Source organism: Streptomyces sp. NPDC025793 (assembly GCF_055558375.1).
The window spans coordinates 25705-42312 of sequence record NZ_JBVHMR010000009.1; the positions used below are offsets into that span (position 1 = coordinate 25705).

General features: G+C 73.4%; 14 protein-coding genes and 1 pseudogene. 7 read left to right on the forward strand and 8 right to left on the reverse strand.

Translation table 11 applies throughout. The features are described from left to right. Window positions 1-34: 34 nt before the first annotated feature. Window positions 35-1114 carry a zinc-dependent alcohol dehydrogenase family protein gene (locus tag ACZ4MF_RS18985; protein WP_467493118.1) on the reverse strand — a complete coding sequence of 360 codons (1080 nt, stop codon included), beginning with the start codon at window positions 1112-1114 and terminating at the stop codon, window positions 35-37. A gap of 261 nt (window positions 1115-1375) precedes the next feature. Between ACZ4MF_RS18985 and ACZ4MF_RS18990 the strand changes: the two genes are divergently transcribed. Further along, window positions 1376-1777, forward strand: coding sequence for an STAS domain-containing protein (locus ACZ4MF_RS18990; protein ID WP_467493119.1), 402 nt, complete (start codon window positions 1376-1378; stop codon window positions 1775-1777). A gap of 39 nt (window positions 1778-1816) precedes the next feature. After that, window positions 1817-2365 (forward strand): Rv1733c family protein, encoded by a 549-nt coding sequence (locus tag ACZ4MF_RS18995; RefSeq protein ID WP_467493120.1) that lies wholly within the window; start codon window positions 1817-1819, stop codon window positions 2363-2365. A gap of 291 nt (window positions 2366-2656) precedes the next feature. On the opposite strand, the gene ACZ4MF_RS19000 is transcribed toward ACZ4MF_RS18995, so the two are convergent. From ACZ4MF_RS19000 to ACZ4MF_RS19010, 3 genes are read right to left on the reverse strand one after another with little or no spacing between them, the layout of a single operon-like run. Then, on the reverse strand, window positions 2657-5083 hold the full coding sequence (locus ACZ4MF_RS19000) for a phosphoketolase family protein (RefSeq protein WP_467493121.1): 2427 nt from the start codon (window positions 5081-5083) through the stop codon (window positions 2657-2659). A 47-nt stretch (window positions 5084-5130) separates the two neighbouring features. Further along, window positions 5131-5985, reverse strand: coding sequence for a universal stress protein (locus ACZ4MF_RS19005; protein ID WP_467493122.1), 855 nt, complete (start codon window positions 5983-5985; stop codon window positions 5131-5133). 54 nt (window positions 5986-6039) lie between these two features. Continuing rightward, a complete protein-coding gene (locus ACZ4MF_RS19010) occupies window positions 6040-6945 on the reverse strand; it encodes a universal stress protein (RefSeq protein ID WP_467493123.1) in 906 nt (301 codons plus the stop codon). A gap of 244 nt (window positions 6946-7189) precedes the next feature. On the opposite strand from ACZ4MF_RS19010, the gene ACZ4MF_RS19015 reads away from it, so the two are divergent. The 4 genes from ACZ4MF_RS19015 (at window position 7190) to ACZ4MF_RS19030 (ending at window position 10835) form a co-directional block, all read left to right on the forward strand. Continuing rightward, a complete protein-coding gene (locus ACZ4MF_RS19015; protein WP_467493124.1) occupies window positions 7190-7864 on the forward strand; it encodes a CBS domain-containing protein in 675 nt (224 codons plus the stop codon). A 78-nt stretch (window positions 7865-7942) separates the two neighbouring features. Next, on the forward strand, window positions 7943-8641 hold the full coding sequence (locus ACZ4MF_RS19020) for a response regulator (RefSeq protein ID WP_467493125.1): 699 nt from the start codon (window positions 7943-7945) through the stop codon (window positions 8639-8641). 295 nt (window positions 8642-8936) lie between these two features. Then, the gene (locus ACZ4MF_RS19025; protein WP_467493126.1) at window positions 8937-9815 is read left to right on the forward strand and encodes a universal stress protein; all 879 of its coding nucleotides are present in this window, start codon (window positions 8937-8939) and stop codon (window positions 9813-9815) included. A 30-nt stretch (window positions 9816-9845) separates the two neighbouring features. Next, a complete protein-coding gene (locus ACZ4MF_RS19030) occupies window positions 9846-10835 on the forward strand; it encodes an Acg family FMN-binding oxidoreductase (protein ID WP_467493127.1) in 990 nt (329 codons plus the stop codon). A 75-nt stretch (window positions 10836-10910) separates the two neighbouring features. On the opposite strand, the gene ACZ4MF_RS19035 is transcribed toward ACZ4MF_RS19030, so the two are convergent. From ACZ4MF_RS19035 to ACZ4MF_RS19045, 3 genes are all read right to left on the reverse strand, one after another. Next, a complete protein-coding gene (locus ACZ4MF_RS19035; protein ID WP_467493128.1) occupies window positions 10911-11354 on the reverse strand; it encodes a universal stress protein in 444 nt (147 codons plus the stop codon). A gap of 129 nt (window positions 11355-11483) precedes the next feature. Continuing rightward, on the reverse strand, window positions 11484-12350 hold the full coding sequence (locus ACZ4MF_RS19040) for a universal stress protein (protein ID WP_467493129.1): 867 nt from the start codon (window positions 12348-12350) through the stop codon (window positions 11484-11486). Window positions 12351-12431: 81 nt separating this feature from the next. After that, a complete protein-coding gene (locus tag ACZ4MF_RS19045; RefSeq protein ID WP_467493130.1) occupies window positions 12432-13469 on the reverse strand; it encodes an alcohol dehydrogenase catalytic domain-containing protein in 1038 nt (345 codons plus the stop codon). A gap of 138 nt (window positions 13470-13607) precedes the next feature. Between ACZ4MF_RS19045 and ACZ4MF_RS19050 the strand changes: the two genes are divergently transcribed. After that, window positions 13608-14531: a pyridoxamine 5'-phosphate oxidase family protein gene (locus ACZ4MF_RS19050; protein WP_467493131.1), complete on the forward strand. Its 924-nt coding sequence runs from the start codon at window positions 13608-13610 to the stop codon at window positions 14529-14531. A 24-nt stretch (window positions 14532-14555) separates the two neighbouring features. Here the strand turns inward: ACZ4MF_RS19050 and ACZ4MF_RS19055 are convergent. Continuing rightward, window positions 14556-16478: pseudogene (locus ACZ4MF_RS19055) on the reverse strand (beta-galactosidase). Window positions 16479-16608: the final 130 nt, after the last annotated feature.

The window sequence follows — 16608 nt, forward strand, 5'->3', positions numbered from 1 at the left end:
TCCGGGGCCGGTCGGCAGGTCGAGGCACCGCCGGTCAGGTCGTGGGAGCCGTGGGAACGGCCACCTGCGCGTGCTGCTCCCCGCCGAGCACCACCTTGAGCGCGCCGGTCTCGGCGGCGTTGCCGAAGACGTCGTACGCCTCCTCCATCTGCCCGAGCAAGAAGGTGTGGGTGACCAGGTGGCCGGTGGGCAGTCGGCCGGCGGCGGTCATCCGCAGCAGGGTCGGGGTGGAGTAGGTGTCCACCAGGCCCGTCGTGATGGTCACGTCCTTGATCCACAGGTCTTCCAGGTGCAGCGTGGCCGGCCTGCCGTGCACGCCGATGTTGGCGACGCGCCCGCCCGGGCGGACCATGCGGGTGCACAGCTCGAAGCTGTCAGGGACACCTACGGCCTCCATGACGACGTCGGCGCCGAGCCCGTCGGTCAGGTCGGCCACCAGCTGGGCGGGAGCCTCCCGGACGTCCGCGACCGCGTCGGCACCGAGCCGGTGGGCCGCCTCCAGCCGGGCCGGGGCCAGGTCCACGGCGATGATCCGCTCGGGCGAGAACAACCGCGCTGTGACGATCGCGGCGAGCCCGATGGGCCCGGTGCCGACGACGACCACGGTGTCTCCGGGACGTACCCGCCCGTTGAGGACACCCACCTCGTACGAGGTCGGGAAGATGTCCGCGAGCAGGACGGCGTCCTCGCTGCGGACGGCGCCGGGCAGCGCGTGCACCGACAGGTCGGCGTGGGGAACGCGGACGTACTCGGCCTGGGTGCCGTCGATCAGATGGCCGAGGATCCAGCCTCCGCCGTCCCGGCACTGGCCGTAGCGCTGCTCCCGGCAGAAGCGGCACCGGCCGCACGAGGTGATGCAGGACATCAGCACGCGGTCCCCCGGCCGGACGGTGCGCACGTCGCCGCCGACCTCGACGATCTCCCCCACCGCCTCGTGGCCGAGCACCGTTCCGGGAGGCACCTCGGGCACGTCGCCCTTGAGGATGTGCAGATCCGTCCCGCAGATCGTCACGACTCCGACCTGCACGATCGCGTCGGTCGGCTCCTTGATGCCGGGGTCCGGGACGTCCTGCCAGGAGGCCTGTCCGGGACCGTGGAAGACGAAGCCCTTCATGGCGTTCCTCACTCTCTTCGGTCGGTCCGTCGCGAGTCCGGCACTGTCCGGCACGGCCCGGAGGCCGCCCCGCACCTTCAGCTTCGTCGGTGCGCGGGACGTTCCGCTTGGGCCGTACGGCCCTCGCACCGGGGCGGGCGGTGCGAGGGCGCCCACGGCCCGGACCGGCGGCGGACGGGTGGCGCGGGTGTCCCGGACGGGCCCGCAAGCAGGGCCGGACGGCCCTACCGTCGTGCCCGGTGCACCCGGTTCGATCTCCCCATGGCCGAGAAGCACACGGCGCACGCGACCGGCGGGCCCGTCGAACCGGTATCGGCCGTGGCCCGCCACGGAAGCAGCGGCGCGACGGTCGTGACCCTGTACGGCGAGCTCGACGTGCTGACGGCGCCCGCTGTGTCGGAACGGCTCGACACGGTCACCCGGGCATCCCACCTCGACCTGGTGCTGGACCTGCGTCCGGTCGCGTTCATCGACTGCGTCGGACTCGGCGTCCTGTGCCGCGCACGTAACCGGGTGCTCGCCCGGCAGGGCCGGCTGCGGCTGGTCGCGGGGGACGCGGCCTTCTTGCGCGTGCTGCGCGTCACCGGGCTGCGGGACGTCTTCGACGTGCACCCCGAGCTCCCTCGGCCCGCGTCGGCACCCGACGTCTCCCCCGGTCCCTGACACGGCGCGGACGGCAGCGCCGCGGCGAGGAGGTGCCCGATGAACGCCAGGAACCCGCTGCGCCGTCGCGAGGACGTCGTGGAGTCCTGGATCGTCCTGGCGATGTGGGTCGTCGTGGTGGTCGGCGGCGCTGGGGCCGCGGTGACGGCGACCCGTGCCGCGCAGGACGTGTTCGCGCAACAGCGCGCCCACCGGCACGCCGTCCGCGCCGTTCTGCCGGCGGACGCGCCGAGCGGCGCCCTGTCCGCCCTGTCGGCGGACGGCCGGGTCCTGGCGACGGTCCGCTGGACGGCCCCGGACGACACCGCACACACCGGACGGACGACGGTCGCCGCCGGTCTGCGTGCCGGGTCCCGCGTGCCGGTCTGGCAGGACGACCAGGGCCGGCTGGCCCCCGCGAAGCCGACGGGACGTGTCGAGGGCGCCGTCGAGGCGGGTCTCTTCGGTGCCGCGGCCGCCCTCGCCGTCGCCGCTCCCGCGTGCGGGGCGACGGCGGTCGCACGGGCATGCCTGGACCGGCGGCGCACGGCCCGCTGGGACCGGGAGTGGGACGCCGTGGAGCCCCTGTGGCGCCGCAGGTCCGGTTGACACGACCACGTTCCGTCCCACTCACCCCGCCCCCCTACCGGTGAGCCTCCGCCGAGCCGGGCGCGGCACCCCGCGCGACGCCGGGTGCCGACCGCCCTGCCGCGCAGCCGGCCCGTCCCCGGCGAGCGCCGTCGGACCCCACGCGCCGAAGGCGGTCGGCGTGTTCCGCGGGCGGTACACGGAAGAGCCGGCGCATGCGGTGAGCCTCCGCCGAGCCGGGCGCGGCACCCCGCGCGACGCCGGGTGCCGCGAGCGCCGCTGTCGTGGTCGGGGCCGGTGAGCTGCCCGTGCTCAGCTCTGCCAGCTCCACTCCGCGACCTCGGGCAGGTCTGTCCCGTGGGCGCGGATCCAGGCGTGGTGACGGGTGCGGGCGTCGGCCATGGCCTGGCGCACGGACGCCGCACGCACGGAAAGGCCCGGGACCCGGTCGATGACGTCCATGACGAGCCGGTAGCGGTCGAGGTCGTTGCGCACGACCATGTCGAACGGGGTGGTCGTCGTGCCCGACTCCTTGTAGCCGCGCACGTGCAGGTTCCCGTGCCCCGTGCGGCGATACGCCAGGCGGTGGATGAGCCACGGGTAGCCGTGGTAGGCGAAGATCACTGGCTTGTCGGTGGTGAACAGGCCGTCGTACTCGAACTCGGTCATGCCGTGGGGGTGCTCCTCGTGCGGCACCAGCCGGGTCATGTCGACGACGTTCACCACGCGCACCGCGAGGCGGGGCAGGTGCCGGCGCAGGAGCTGTGCGGCGGCCAGCACCTCCTGGGTGGGTACGTCCCCGGCGCACGCCAGGACGACGTCCGGTGCGCCGCCGTTCTCGGTGCCGGCCCACTCCCAGATCCCGGCTCCGCGCGCGCAGTGCTCGCGCGCCTGGTCCAGCGTGAGCCAGTCGAAGCAGGGCTGTTTACCGGCCACGATCACATTGACGTAGTCGCGGCTGCGCAGGACGTGGTCGGCGACGCACAGCAGGGTGTTGGCGTCCGGCGGCAGGTAGACGCGGACGACGTCGGGGCTCTTGTTCAGGACGTGGTCGACGAAACCGGGGTCCTGGTGGGAGAAGCCGTTGTGGTCCTGGCGCCACACGTGCGAGGTCAGCAGGTAGTTGAGGGAGGCGACCGGGGCGCGCCAGGTCAGCTCGCGCGAGGTCTTCAGCCACTTGATGTGCTGGTTGACCATCGAGTCGACGATGTGCACGAACGCCTCGTAGCAGGAGAACAGTCCGTGCCGGCCGGTGAGCAGGTAGCCCTCCAGCCAGCCCTGGCAGAGGTGTTCGGAGAGGATCTCCAGCACCCGGCCGTGCCGGTCGAGGTGTTCGTCGACCGGCAGCAGGCCCGCCTGCCAGGCCTTTCCGCTGACGTCGAAGACGGCCTGGAGCCGGTTGGAGGCGGTCTCGTCCGGGCCGACGAGCCGGAAGTCCCGGCGCGACCGCGTGCCGTTCATGACCTGTTCGAGGAGGGTTCCGAGGACCCGGGTGGGTTCGTGCAGGGTCGAGCCCGTCTTGTCCACGGGTACGGCGATGCCGTCGAGGGGCGGGAGGGGCAGCTCGCGGACGAGGAGGCCGCCGTTGGCGTGCGGGGTGGCGCCGAGCCGCCTCGGTCCGCCGGGGACGCAGGCCAGCACGTCAGGTACGGGCCGTCCGTCGGCGTCGAACAGTTCCTCGGGCCGGTAGGAGCGCAGCCACTGCTCCAACTGCCGTAGATGCGCCGGGTTTTCACGGACGGCGGGCAGCGGGACCTGGTGGGAGCGCCAGGTTCCCTCGACGGGTTCGCCGTCGACCTCGGCGGGGCCGGTCCAGCCCTTCGGTGTCCGCAGCACGATGACCGGCCAGTGCACCCGGTCACCGGCCCCGTCCTCCCGCGCGGCGTGCTGCGCCTCGGCGATGCGGTCCAGCGCCTCGTCGAACGCCGCGGCCAGGGCTCGGTGCACGGCGGCGGGGTCGTCACCGGTGACGTGGAGGGGTTCGTGGCCGTATCCGCGCAGCAGCGCGTCCAGTTCCTCCCGCGGAATCCGGGACAGGACGGTCGGATTGGCGATCTTGTAGCCGTTGAGGTGCAGGATCGGCAGCACGGCACCGTCGTGGACGGGGTCGAGGAACTTGTTGGAGTGCCAGGACGCGGCCAGCGGCCCGGTCTCCGCCTCGCCGTCGCCGATCACACAGGCGACGAGCAGTCCGGGGTTGTCGAAGGCGGCGCCGTACGCGTGCGCGAGGGAGTAGCCGAGTTCGCCGCCCTCGTGGATCGACCCCGGGGTCTCGGGCGCCACATGGCTCGGGACGCCGCCGGGAAACGAGAACTGCCGGAACAGCCGCTCCATGCCGGCCCCGTCCCGTGACACGTCCGGGTAGGTCTCGCTGTAGCTGCCCTCCAGCCAGGAGCCCGCGAGGACGGCCGGCCCTCCGTGGCCCGGGCCCCACACGCACAGCGCGTCGAGTCCGCGCGCCGTGATGACGCGGTTGAGGTGGGTGTACACGAGGTTCAGGCCGGGTGAGGTACCCCAGTGTCCGAGCAGCCTCGGCTTGATGTGCTCGGGCCGCAGCGGCTCGCGCAGCAGCGGGTTGGCCATGAGATAGATCTGGCCCGCCGCGAGGTAGTTGGCGGCGCGCCAGTGCGCGTCGAGGGTGCGCAGTTCGTCGTCCGTGAGAGCGGTGTGTCCGGTGGGTTCGATGAGCTCGGCGGGTTCGATCGGTGCGGTGTCGTCCCGGTGAGCGGCCTTGGGCATGGGAACCTCGGGTTCGTAGTCCGTTATCAGCCATTTTGCCGATTTGATCAGGAAAGTTCGGGTACGACCGTCACCGGGCACGCCGCGTGGTGCAGGACGCCGTGGGCGACGCGGCCGAGCTGGAGCCCGTGGTGTCCGGGCCGGCGCCGGGCGCCGACCACGAGCAGATCGGCTTCGCGGGACACCGCGATCAGGGCGTCGCGGGCGTACCCCTCGACGGTGCGGCGGTCCACGTCGAGGCCGGCCGGCGCGACCCGCAGGACCTCCTCCAGGATCTCGGCGGCCTGGCCCTCGTGGACGTCCGCCGGTTCACCGGTCGCGTGCACGGGCCGCCGCCATGCCCGTACGACCCGGAGGGACACGCCCCGCAACAGGGCCTCCTCGGCCGCGAACCGCGCGGCGGCCGATCCCGCCGGCTTCTCGCCGGCGCCGAGGACGACACGGCCCCGGATCCCGGCGCGGGCCTGGTTGTCGTGACTGCCGCGCAGCACGACGACCGGGCAGTGGGCGTGTCCGGCGACCGTCACGCTCACGGAGCCGAGCAGCGCGTCGGCGATCTCGCCGCGGCCACGGCATCCCAGCACCAGCATCAGGGCGGCACGGCTCTCCCGGATCAGCACGTAGTCCGGCTCCTCGGGCAGCACGTCCGTCGTCACCTCGACCTCCGGCTGCCTGCGGCCGGCGCGGCGCGAGGCGACGGCCACGACGTCCTCGATGAGCATGCGCTCGGACGGCTCGTCCGGGTCGGGATCGAGCAGTGCGCCCTCGTAGCGTTCCCACAAGGACGCGTGCACCAGCCGGAGCGGCACCCCGCGCAGGGCGGCCTCGTCGGCCGCCCAGTCCACGGCCCGCAGACTCGGCTCCGAACCGTCCACGCCGACGACGATCGGAAGATCCGTCATGGTTCTCCTCTCCGTTCCACTCGTCTTTGCTCGTGTCCACTCGTCCGCTGCGGGTCAGCCGTGCGGGACCACGGCGACGGGCGCCACGACGTGGTGCAGGACCGCATGGGTGACGTGGCCGATGTGGGCCCCGAGCGGGCTGGTGCGGATGCGCCGGCCGACCACGGCGAGGGAGGCGTCGCGGGCCGCGGTGACGAGGACCTGCGCGGCACTGCCGCAGCGGCTCGCCTCGATGACGTCGACGTTCGGGAATTTCCGCCGCCAGGGTCGTACGGCCTCGGTCAGGGCGGCCGCCTGACCGCGGGAGAGCGTGCCGGAGAGTTCCGCGTCACCGTAGAAGCGGTAGAAGACGGTGGGCGGGTCGGGCCAGCCGTGCACGATCCGCAGGGGAGCGTCACGGCGTGCGGCGGCGTCGAAGGCGAACTCCAGGAGCGTCTCGTCCACGTCGTCGGTGTCGAGGCCGACGACGACGGGCCGGAAGGGGGTCGCGGCCGACGGGATCCCCACGGGGTCCGCCGAGTGTTCGTCGGCGGCCTGCTCTCCGGCCCGCACCAGCACCACCGGGCGAACGGCATGGGCGATGACGGACAGGCTGACCGAACCCGTCATGAACCCGCCGATCCCGCCGAGACCGCGTGAGCCCAGCGCCAGCAACTCCGCGGCGCCCGCCGCCTCGGCCAGGACCTCGGAAGGCTCGCCGGTGACCTGCTCGGTGATCACTTCGAGGCCGGGGTGGCGCAGTCGCAGGCCCTCCGCGGCCTCGACCGGAATCCTCTCCGCCCAGTCCTGGCCGGTCTCGGCGCCGAGCAGCGGGGCCTGCGCCACGGGCAGGGGCGCGGGCTCGAAGACATGGAGGACCTTCAGCGGCAGATCGCGCAGCCGCGCTTCGCGGGCCGCCCATTCGGCGGCGGCACGGCTTTCGGGCGAGCCGTCGAGACCCGCCGTGACGGTTCGGGTCATGGCCTCCACCTCCCGGGACGAGGAACCCGATACCAGCGTGGTGACACCGCCGTCGCGGAGTCAGGGGCCGCAGGTCCCTGCACAGAGCCGAACGGCCCCCTTGCGGAGCACGAGTGACGCGCGCATGACGCAACGCACGGGCACCCGACGGCCCGCCCGGAGGGCCGGGTGGCCCCTGGCCGGCTTCACCGCAGCGGCACAGGCTGGAAAGGGCAGGACCGACACAGAACCCACGGAGTTCACCATGTACGGCACCTCGCGCACCGTCAGCGATGTCATGACCCAGACGGTCGCCGCCATCGGCCGCCGGGCCCCCTTCAAGGAGACCGTGCAGCTGATGCAGGACTGGAAGGTCAGCGCGCTGCCGGTGATCGAGGGCGAGGGCCGGGTGGTGGGAGTGGTCTCCGAGGCCGACCTGCTGACCAAGGAAGAACTGAGGGACGACCCCGATGCCGCCTACCTCCAACTGCGTCAGCCGGTCGACGTGGCGAAGGCCGAGGGCCTGACGGCGGGCGACGTGATGTCCTCCCCGGCGCTCACCGTACGGGCGACCGCCACCGTCGCCGAGGCCGCCCGGATCATGGCGCGGGGTGGCGTCAAACGGCTGCCCGTCGTGGACGAGGCCGGGCTGCTGCGGGGAATCGTCAGCCGCGCCGACCTGCTCACGGTCTTCCTTCGCGACGACGAGGACATCGCCGAGGAGGTCCGGCGGGAGATCGTGTCGTACCTCTTCCCGCTGTCGGCCTCGGCCGTCCAGGTGGAGGTGCGGGACGGCGTCGTCACGCTGGCGGGCCGCATCCGCGACCGTGCGCTGGTCCCGGTGGCCGCGCGCCTGGTACGGGCCGTCGAAGGAGTGGTGGACGTGCGGTTCGACCTCGTGCACGAGGACCCTGGAGCGAGGGGGGCCGGTCGGCCCTAGTGTGTGCGGCGCCGGCAGGTCATGATCAGCCTCACGGACAGTCGCAGTCTGTTCGCCACCGGGGAACGAGGGGTCGCCATGACCGAGCCACGCACCTTCACCGAGCAGGACCCGATCCGGGTGTTCCTGCTGGACGACCACGAGGTGGTCCGCCGCGGACTGACCGATCTGCTCGACGCCGAACCGGACATCCAGGTGGTCGGCGACGCGGACACCGCGGAGCACGCGCTCACCCGCGGCCCCGCGCTGCGCCCGCACGTCGCCGTACTGGACGTCCGGCTGCCCGACGGCGACGGCATCACGGTCTGCCGCGAACTGCGCGACCGCGTGCCCGGGCTGGCGTGCCTGATGCTGACCTCCTTCGACGACGAGGAGGCCCTGCTGGACGCGATCATGGCCGGGGCGTCCGGCTATGTCCTGAAGCAGATCAAGGGCTCGGACCTCGTCTCGGCGGTCCGCACGGTCGCCTCGGGGCAGTCGATGCTGGACCCCGCGACCACGGCCCGCCTCATGCGTTCCCTCCGGGATCCGGGCGCGGCCCCCTCGATGCCGCCGGAGCTCGCGAGCCTGTCGCCCCGGGAGCGGGAGATCCTCGCCCTGATCGGCGACGGCCTGACCAACCGTGAGATCGGCAAGAAGCTGTACCTGTCGGAGAAGACCATCAAGAACCACATCTCGCGGATGCTGTCCAAGCTCGGCGTCCAGCGCCGGGTCCAGGCGGCGGTCCTCGCGTCCCACCTGGAGCCGCAGGGCTCGACGGCGCGCTCTGACCACTGAGGCCCGGGAGACTGCCGACGTCCGGAGTCCGACCTGCCGAGGACCGGCGGGCCCGCTGTGGGGACCAATGGCCCCTGGCAGGCCGGCACCGCCGGGGCCTTCGATGGAATCGGCGGCGCCGCCCGTCCGCGGCACCGCGGGAAGGAGACGAGAGCGATGACGGCTCCCGCACGGACGACGGCACCCGCACGACGTCAGGACGAGGACCGGGCCGCGCGGCCCATCGACAGGCGGGCCGGGACAGTCGTACGCGAACCGGTATACGGCTGCGGCGAGTTGGCGGCTGGAGGCGGCCGTGTCCCGGCCCGGTGACCGTCTTCCGGTCGTGGTGGGCGTCGATCCCGATCCCGCCCGGCGCACGGCGCTGGCGTGGGCTGCCGACGAGGCCGCCCGTCGTGGCCTGCCCCTGCGGGCGGTCCACGTCGAGGGGGTGCCTACCAGGGGCCTGCGGGGGCGAGAGGTCCCGCCCTCCTGGGAGGAGTGGAACGAGGCCCTGCACGGTGCGGGAAAGCACGTGCTGGAGCAGGCCGGAGACTTCGTCGCGGCCCGGCATCCGCGGCTGGAGCTGGACGTCCTGCTGGCGGAAGGCGATCCCGCGTGGATCTTGCGCGAGCAGAGTCGCGACGCCACCGCGGTCGTCCTGGGATCGCGCCATCTGAGCCGGGGCCGGGAGGTGTTCGGCTCCGCATCGGTCGCCCTGCCGGTCATGGCGCACACGCGCTGCCCCCTGGTGGTCGTGCCCGAGCCGGAGCACATCACTCAGGACCCGGCCTTCTTCGTGGTCGGCGTCGACGGCAGCGCGCACTCCGTCGCCGCGGTCGACATGGCGTTCGAGGAGGCGGCCCTGCGCGGCGCCGAGCTGCGGGCCCTGCTCGTGTGGGAACCCGGGCCGCTGAGGATCTTCGACGAGCACGCGCCGCAGCAGGAGGCCCGCCGGCTGCTCTCCGAGGTCGTGGCGGGCCGTCGCGACCGCTTCCCCGAAGTCGAGCTGCGTCACGAACTGGTCGTCGGACATCCCGTGCAGGTGCTCACCGAGGCCTCGGCCCACGCGCTGGGCCTGGTCGTGGGGACCCGGGGGCGCGGAGGTTTCACCGGCATGCTGCTGGGCTCGGTCAGTCAGGGCGTGCTGCACCACGCCCGCTGCCCGGTCATCGCCGTCCCGTCCCCCGGGTGAGCCGCCGTACCGGCACGAAGGGAAGTCACCATGACCGCACCGTCTCCTGGCGTGGACACCGTCACCGCGCTCGTGGCGGACGCCGGTGCGGCGCCCTCGCTGCACAACGCACAGCCCTGGGCGTTCCGCTACCTGCGCGACAGCGGCGTCCTGCGCCTGTACGCCGACCTGGAGCGCGCTCTGCCGCGGACCGACCCGGACAACCGGGGCCTGCACGTGGGCTGCGGCGCCGCGCTGTTCAACCTGCGGGTGGCCGCAGCCGCGGCGGGGCTGGCGCCGACCGTGCGACTGCTGCCCGATCCGGCCTGCCCGGAGTTCCTCGCCGAGGTGCGGCTGCAGGGCACCGGGGCACCCGACGGGTCGCTCGTCCCGCTGCGGCCCGCGATCCGCCGCCGGCACTCCAGCCGAGTGCCGTTCCTCGACGAGGAGATCCCGGCCGCCGTGCGCGAGCGGCTCTGCGAGGCGGCCCGCGCCGAGGGTGCGCAGCTGGTGTTCCCCGGCGCCTGGCACGTGCGGTCGATCCTGGACCTCGTGCGGGACGCCGAGGGCAGGGAAGCGCTCGACCCCGGACTGCGTCAGGAGACGGCCCGGTGGACGCACACGGAAGCACCGGATGCCGTCGCGGTGCCCGACGGCATCCCCGCCGATGCGTTCGGGCCGCGCCAACCCACCACCTCCGCCCCGGTGCGTGACTTCGCCGCGGGCCGCCCGGTGCCCGGACGCGGCTGGGCGCCCTTCGAGAAGAACCCGAACGTCGCTCTGCTGGGCACGGCCCGCGACGAGCCCGCGGACTGGCTGTGCGCGGGCCAGGCGCTGGAGCGGGTCCTGCTGCGGGCCACCGCGGACGGACTGGTCACCTCGGTCACGTCCCAGCCCTTGGAGTGGCCGGAGATCCGCTGGGCCGCACGCGATCCCGTCTCGGACATGGCGTACGTCCAGATGGTGATCCGGCTCGGCCACGGCCCCGAAGGGCCCGCGAGCCCACGGCGAGCGGTGTCGGACCTGCTCGACGTGATCTGACCCCGGCTCACGGCCGAGCTCACCGGCACTGGCGCCGCGTGGAAGCCGGCCAAGGGGTCGCGGTCGACGCCACGCTCATGACGACGTGGTGCGCACGATCACGACCGGGCAGTCCGCGTGCTGGGACACGTGCTGGCTGACCGAACCGAGGAGGGCGCGGGCGAATCCGCCCCTCCCCCGGCTGCCGACGACGAGTACCTCGGCTCCCTCGGCGGCGCGCAGCAGAACGTCGGCGGCGTTGCCGTGCACCACGTGGGGCCGGACCGAGCCGACCGCGTCCGCGCCGAGTACGTCGGTCAGTTCCTCGCGCAGCGTCTCCCGGGTCTCCTCCTCGTCGACCTCCATGTCCACGGCGGGCGCCGACCAGCCGTGCAGGCCCGGCAGCTCCCACGCCGCGACGGCGTCCACGGTGGCGTCCAGCAGGCCGGCGTAGCGCACGGCCCAGCGCAGGGCCTCGTACGAGGACGGCGACCCGTCGACACCGACCACCACCCGGCGCTCGGAGACATCCTTGTCCATGCGTGCCACCTCTCTTCTTCCGACGCCTCTTTGGACGTGCGCGCCGGCGCCGTACTCCACGCTGCGGGACGCATCGCCGCACCGCCAGAGAAGTGCATCCTGCGGCATGACGCGCGGCGGCGGACGCGGTCAGTGACGCTGCGGCACGACCGCGACCGGGCAGGAGGCGTGGTGCAGCAGGGTGTGGCTCACCCGACCGAGCTGAAGTCCGAAACGCCCCGCTCTGTGTCCCGCCCCGATGATCACGAGATCCGCGGCCGCCGACCGGTCCACGAGGATCCTGCCCGCCGAGCCTTCTGGAGTGGCCCGGCGCGTACGGACGTGCGGATACGCGGTGGCAGCGGCGCCGAGCAGATCGTCGAGCAGCGCCGAGGCGCGCTGCGCGTGGGTGTCGGCGGCCGCTGCCCGGTCGCCGATCCGGTCGTGGGCGGGCCTGCGCCAGGCGCGCACCACGTCCAGCACACAGCCGCGCACCTCGGCCTCACGGAAGGCGAACCGCACGGCCTCCGCCCCCGTGTCGGCATCCCCGAGGCCGAGCAGGATCCGCTCGTGCGTGCCTGCCAGGCCTGCCGGGTCGCCCCGCACCACGACCACCGGGCAGGGCGCGCGGGCAGCCACGGCCAGACCGACCGAACCGAGCAGCATGCCCTGCAGCCGACCACGCCCACGCGACCCCGTCACCAGCGCGAAGGCATGGTCGCCCGCGCGCACGAGGGCGTCCGCCGCGTCCTCCGGGAGGATCTCGGTGGTGACCTTCACCTCGGTGGCGCGCCGTGCGGCACGGTCGGCCGCGGAGGCGACGATGTGCTCCGCCAACAGTTGCTCGGAGGGGCGCTCGTGGCCCGCTGCCGGCAGGCCGCCCTCGTAGCGCTCCCACAGGGAGCCGTACACCAGCCTGAGCGGAAGACCGTGGCGTACGGCTTCGGCCACGGCCCAGTCGACCGCCGTCAGACACGAGTCCGATCCGTCGACGCCCACGACCAGAGGGAGCGTCATGTTCCCCACCGCCTTTCATGGGGTCGCCGCGGCAGGCAGCTCGGGGGGATCCAGCGCGCCGGACGGGTTGCCGGGGCTGGTTCACTCGCGATGGAGTACGACCTTGAGCGCTCCGGTCGTGGCGCCGTGCGCGAACAGCTCGTAGGCGTCTTCCATGCGGCTGAGGCCGAAGGTGTGGGTGACCAGGCCGGAGACGGGCAGGCGTCCGCAGCGCAGCAGCTCCAGCAGCTCCAGCAGCCACAGGGTGGCGGACGTGTCCACCTGACCGGTGCTGATCGTCACGTTCTTGCGCCACAGGGACTCCAGATGCAGCGTCGCCGGCTTGCCGTGCGAGCCGATGTTGGCGATGCGTCCCCCCGAGCGGACGGCGCGCGTGCACAGCACGAAGCCGTCCGGATCGCCCGAAGCCTCGATGACCACGTCGGCGCCCGGCCCCTCGGACAGCTCGGCGATCATCGTGCCCGGCGACTCGGCGGCGTCGGCGCCGACCCTGAGCGCGGTCTCCAGACGGGCGCCGGCCAGGTCCACGACGACGATCCGGCGGGGCGAGTAGAGCCGCGCCACGATCACCGCGGCGAGGCCGACGGGGCCCGCGCCCACGACGACGAGGGTGTCTCCCGGGGACACATGTCCGTTGCGGACCCCTACCTCGTAGGCGGTGGGGAGGAGTTCGGCGAGCAGTACGGCGTCGTCGAGCGGGAGATCGGACGGACATCGGGTGACGGAGTGGTCGGCGAACGGCACCCGGACCAGCTCGGCCTGGGTCCCGCCGATCAGATTCCCCAGGATCCATCCGCCGCCCCCACGGCACTGGCCGTACCTGGCCGCCCGGCACTCCCCGCAGTCACCGCAGGACGACACGGACGACACGATCACCTGGTCCCCGGGGCGCAGCCGGTGGACGTCGGCGCCGACGTCCAGCACCTCGCCGACGGCCTCGTGACCGAGCACCGTCCCGGGTTTCACCTCGGGAAAGTCCCCCCGCCGGATGTGCAGATCACTGCCGCACACGGTGGTGGCGTCGATGCGTACGATCGCGTCGGTCGGCTCCTCGATCACGGGATCCGGGACGCTGTCCCAGGAGGTCTGTGCCGGGCCGTGGTAAACGAGCGCTCGCACGGTTCTCACTTCCTCGCTCCCCCTCTCCACGGTCACCCCCGCCGTACTCCAGGGCAACACGGCCCCGTGCGACCATGCGACCACGCGCCCCGCGTGGCAGGTTGGATACAGCACCCCTGCGAGGAGAGGGCGGCGATCATGCGAGCTCACCTCGGCGACCTGCTCGTCATCGACAGCCCGACGACCGGCGCCACCAGGCGCGACGGCAAGATCGTCGGACTCCACCACGAGGACGGAACGCCCCCGTACGACGTGCGTTGGTCGGACACGGACGAAGTCACCCTCGTGTTCCCGGGGCCCGACGCCCACATCCGTCATCTTGAGCAGGTCGGGCCGGCAGCCGCCGCACGAGAGACGCGGCCCGGCACGGACGAGGCGGAGGCCGGGTACCTGACCGCCCCTCCGGCCGGGACGGCGAATCCCGGCGACATCGGCCGGCGCGTGGGGGTCGAGCGCCGCAGGAGGGGGCTCAGCCGGGAGGAGACGGCCGGCCGCGCCCGGATGTCCCCCGACTACCTGGCCTACCTGGAGGAGCGGCCCGCGGATCCGACCATGGCCACGGTCATCAGGCTGGCCGACGCCCTGGGCACCACGGTCGCCGCGCTGCGCGGCGGAGGCATGGATCTCCCACCTGGGCAGGGCCACGCGCTGCTCCACCCGCAGCTGCGGGATCTCAGCCCGGACGAGTGCCGCGAACTGCTCTCCACACACGGTGTGGGGCGCGTCGCGGTGTCGTCCTCCGACGGCCGCCCGGCGGTCGTCCCGGTCAACTACGAGGTCGTCGACGACGCCATCGCCTTCCGGACCGCACCCGGTGCCGCGCCGGCGGCAGCCGCGGGCAGGGAGGTCGCCTTCGAGGTCGACCATGTGGACGAGGCGCTGAGCCAGGGCTGGAGCGTGCTCGCGATCGGCCCCGCGAGCGTGGTGACGGAGCCCGGGGCCGTCCACCGGCTCACCGAACGGGCCCACACCAGGCCGTGGGCGGGCGGCGGGCGCGAGATGTGGGTGTCGATCCGGCCCACGCACCTCACAGGCCGTCGGATCACTCCGGCCGACCGGTAGCCGGCCCCGGTGACAGGAGCCCGGTCAGCCGGAGGGGCGCCGGTCGGGAAACACGGGGGCTTCGTCCTGGGCCGTCGGGGCTTCGTCCGCGGTGACGAGGATCCGTACGTCCCACGGGCCGAGTTCCAGCGGGGCGCGGGCCGGCACGGGGCCGCCGTCGAGGACGTCGGTCAGGTCCACCGATGCCGTGACACGGGCCGGTTCCCAGCTCCAGTTGCGGACGACGTGGACGCGGCGGCCGTCCGGTGAGGTGCCGGTCGTCGCGGTGACGGTCGGCGGCGGATCGCGCCAGCCGCCGACCGGTGAGGGCGTCAGCCATGCGCCCGGCGCCCGGACGAGGCCACGGCCCGGGACCGTGCCGACATACGTGATGCGCCCCGCTCCGTGGTGGCGAGTGGTGACCGTCGGCCAGCGGCCGAAGTGCGGGTGCTCGTACACGACCAGTACGTCGGCGTCGGTGACCGTCAGGCCGTCGGCCCACCCGGTCGCCGTGGCGTCCTCGGGCAGCCGCAGCGGGCCGCCGTCCGTGGCACGGACCGGGATCGGCCGCGCCAGGTCGCTGAACTCGTCGTAGCTGACGCCCGCGGCCTCGGCGAGGCGCCCGGGTGCCGGTTCCCGGCGGGCGCGGGCCTCCTGGTCGGCGTAGCCGGTGCGCGGGCCGAGGACGAGGTGCCCGCCCGCGTGGGCGTAGGCAGCGAGCCAGTCGGGTGGCGAGCCGCCTCCTCGGGGGGGGCCGGGGCGTTCGCCACGGGGGTCGTGCAGTTGGCGGGCGTGGACGATGCGCACCTGACGGCCCGCGTCGAACGCGCCGCGGCAGAAGGGGGCGACGATCCGGTGGTGGCCGGCGGGGTCCGGTTCGCCGTCCGGGGTGGCCAGTGGCGGGTACCTCTGCATGAGCCACTCGCTCGGCGTGGAGTACCCGAGCGTGATGTCCGCGTCCGGTTCGAGGCCCGCGACGAGGGGCCCCGCGGTCTCGAACTCCCCGCCCGGCCAGGAGAGTTCGGCGTAGGTGCGACCCGGCGGCCGGTGTGGGGCAGGACGCCGCCCCAGTAGGTCTCGACGCCGTGGTGCAGGGTGTGCGAGTGCCGGTACTCGATCACGCGGGCGCCGCGGCCGACCAGCGCCCAGGCCGCCTGGCGCCACTGGCCGTCGTAGGTCGGGCGGTTGTCCCAGGGGAAGCCGATGGAGCCGGCGTCGGTCTCGGTGACCAGGAACAGCGCCTGGCGCGAGGCGTACATTCAGTCGGCGGTCTGCCTAAGTGCCCAGACGCCGGTGGTCTTCCACTGCTGTCGGTGGTCGTCGGGGGTGGGGCCGGGCAGGAGCAGGCCGTCCTGCATGTCGTGCCTGCCGATGAACTCGGTGACCTGGCGGGCCTGGAACTCCCGCCTTGCCACGTCGTACTGGGGCTGGGCGTTGCCGTCGGGGGTCCACAGGTCGGCCCGGGTCGACAGGCGGTGGGACCAGTAGGCGAGGCCCCATTCCCGGTGGAGAGTCTCGACGTCGCCGTACTTCGCCCGCAGGTGGTCGACGAAGCGCTGGAAGACGCCGTGGTGTGGAGCAGCTCCAGGCCGGGCGGGTGAAGTCCGCCTCCTCGCGGGCGCTGCAGCCGATCCGCTCTCCGGTGCGCCGTTGGCCGCTGATCTCGGAGTACTGACGGGCCAGCCACGGCGGTACGGCGTACGTCGGGGTGCCGAGGACGACGCCGATGCCGCGTTCGTGGGCGCCGTCGAGGACGGGCTGCAGCCAGTCCAGGTCGAAGTGGCCGTTGTCCGGCTCCCAGGTCGACCAGACGGACTCGCCGACCCGGATGACGGTGAACCCGGCCCCGGCCATCAGGTCCGGGTCGCTCCTGAGCCGTTCCCGCAGGTCGGCCGTGCGGTCGTGGGCGGGCGTGTACTCGTGGTAATACGCGGCACCGAAGGGAGCACGGGCGGGCAGGACCGTCATAGGGCGAACCTCCGGACGAGAGAGGGATACGAGGAGCGGACGCGCGCCGCCGCGGTGGTGCGGCGCGCCCCGAAGACTGCGTCCGCGCCGCGCTGTTGAGCCCGAGGGCGTCATAGCGCGGCATCCCGGT

What these genes read in the sequence shown, in the direction of transcription:
- ACZ4MF_RS19005 (WP_467493122.1), bottom strand. Translation starts at nt 5,985, where the DNA reads ATGACGGATCTTCCGATCGTCGTCGGCGTGGACGGTTCGGAGCCGAGT.
- ACZ4MF_RS19010 (WP_467493123.1), bottom strand. Translation starts at nt 6,945, where the DNA reads ATGACCCGAACCGTCACGGCGGGTCTCGACGGCTCGCCCGAAAGCCGT.
- ACZ4MF_RS18995 (WP_467493120.1), top strand. Translation starts at nt 1,817, where the DNA reads ATGAACGCCAGGAACCCGCTGCGCCGTCGCGAGGACGTCGTGGAGTCC.
- ACZ4MF_RS19015 (WP_467493124.1), top strand. Translation starts at nt 7,190, where the DNA reads ATGTACGGCACCTCGCGCACCGTCAGCGATGTCATGACCCAGACGGTC.
- ACZ4MF_RS19000 (WP_467493121.1), bottom strand. Translation starts at nt 5,083, where the DNA reads ATGCCCAAGGCCGCTCACCGGGACGACACCGCACCGATCGAACCCGCC.
- ACZ4MF_RS19040 (WP_467493129.1), bottom strand. Translation starts at nt 12,350, where the DNA reads ATGACGCTCCCTCTGGTCGTGGGCGTCGACGGATCGGACTCGTGTCTG.
- ACZ4MF_RS19020 (WP_467493125.1), top strand. Translation starts at nt 7,943, where the DNA reads ATGACCGAGCCACGCACCTTCACCGAGCAGGACCCGATCCGGGTGTTC.
- ACZ4MF_RS19050 (WP_467493131.1), top strand. Translation starts at nt 13,608, where the DNA reads ATGCGAGCTCACCTCGGCGACCTGCTCGTCATCGACAGCCCGACGACC.
- ACZ4MF_RS18990 (WP_467493119.1), top strand. Translation starts at nt 1,376, where the DNA reads ATGGCCGAGAAGCACACGGCGCACGCGACCGGCGGGCCCGTCGAACCG.
- ACZ4MF_RS19035 (WP_467493128.1), bottom strand. Translation starts at nt 11,354, where the DNA reads ATGGACAAGGATGTCTCCGAGCGCCGGGTGGTGGTCGGTGTCGACGGG.
- ACZ4MF_RS19030 (WP_467493127.1), top strand. Translation starts at nt 9,846, where the DNA reads ATGACCGCACCGTCTCCTGGCGTGGACACCGTCACCGCGCTCGTGGCG.
- ACZ4MF_RS18985 (WP_467493118.1), bottom strand. Translation starts at nt 1,114, where the DNA reads ATGAAGGGCTTCGTCTTCCACGGTCCCGGACAGGCCTCCTGGCAGGAC.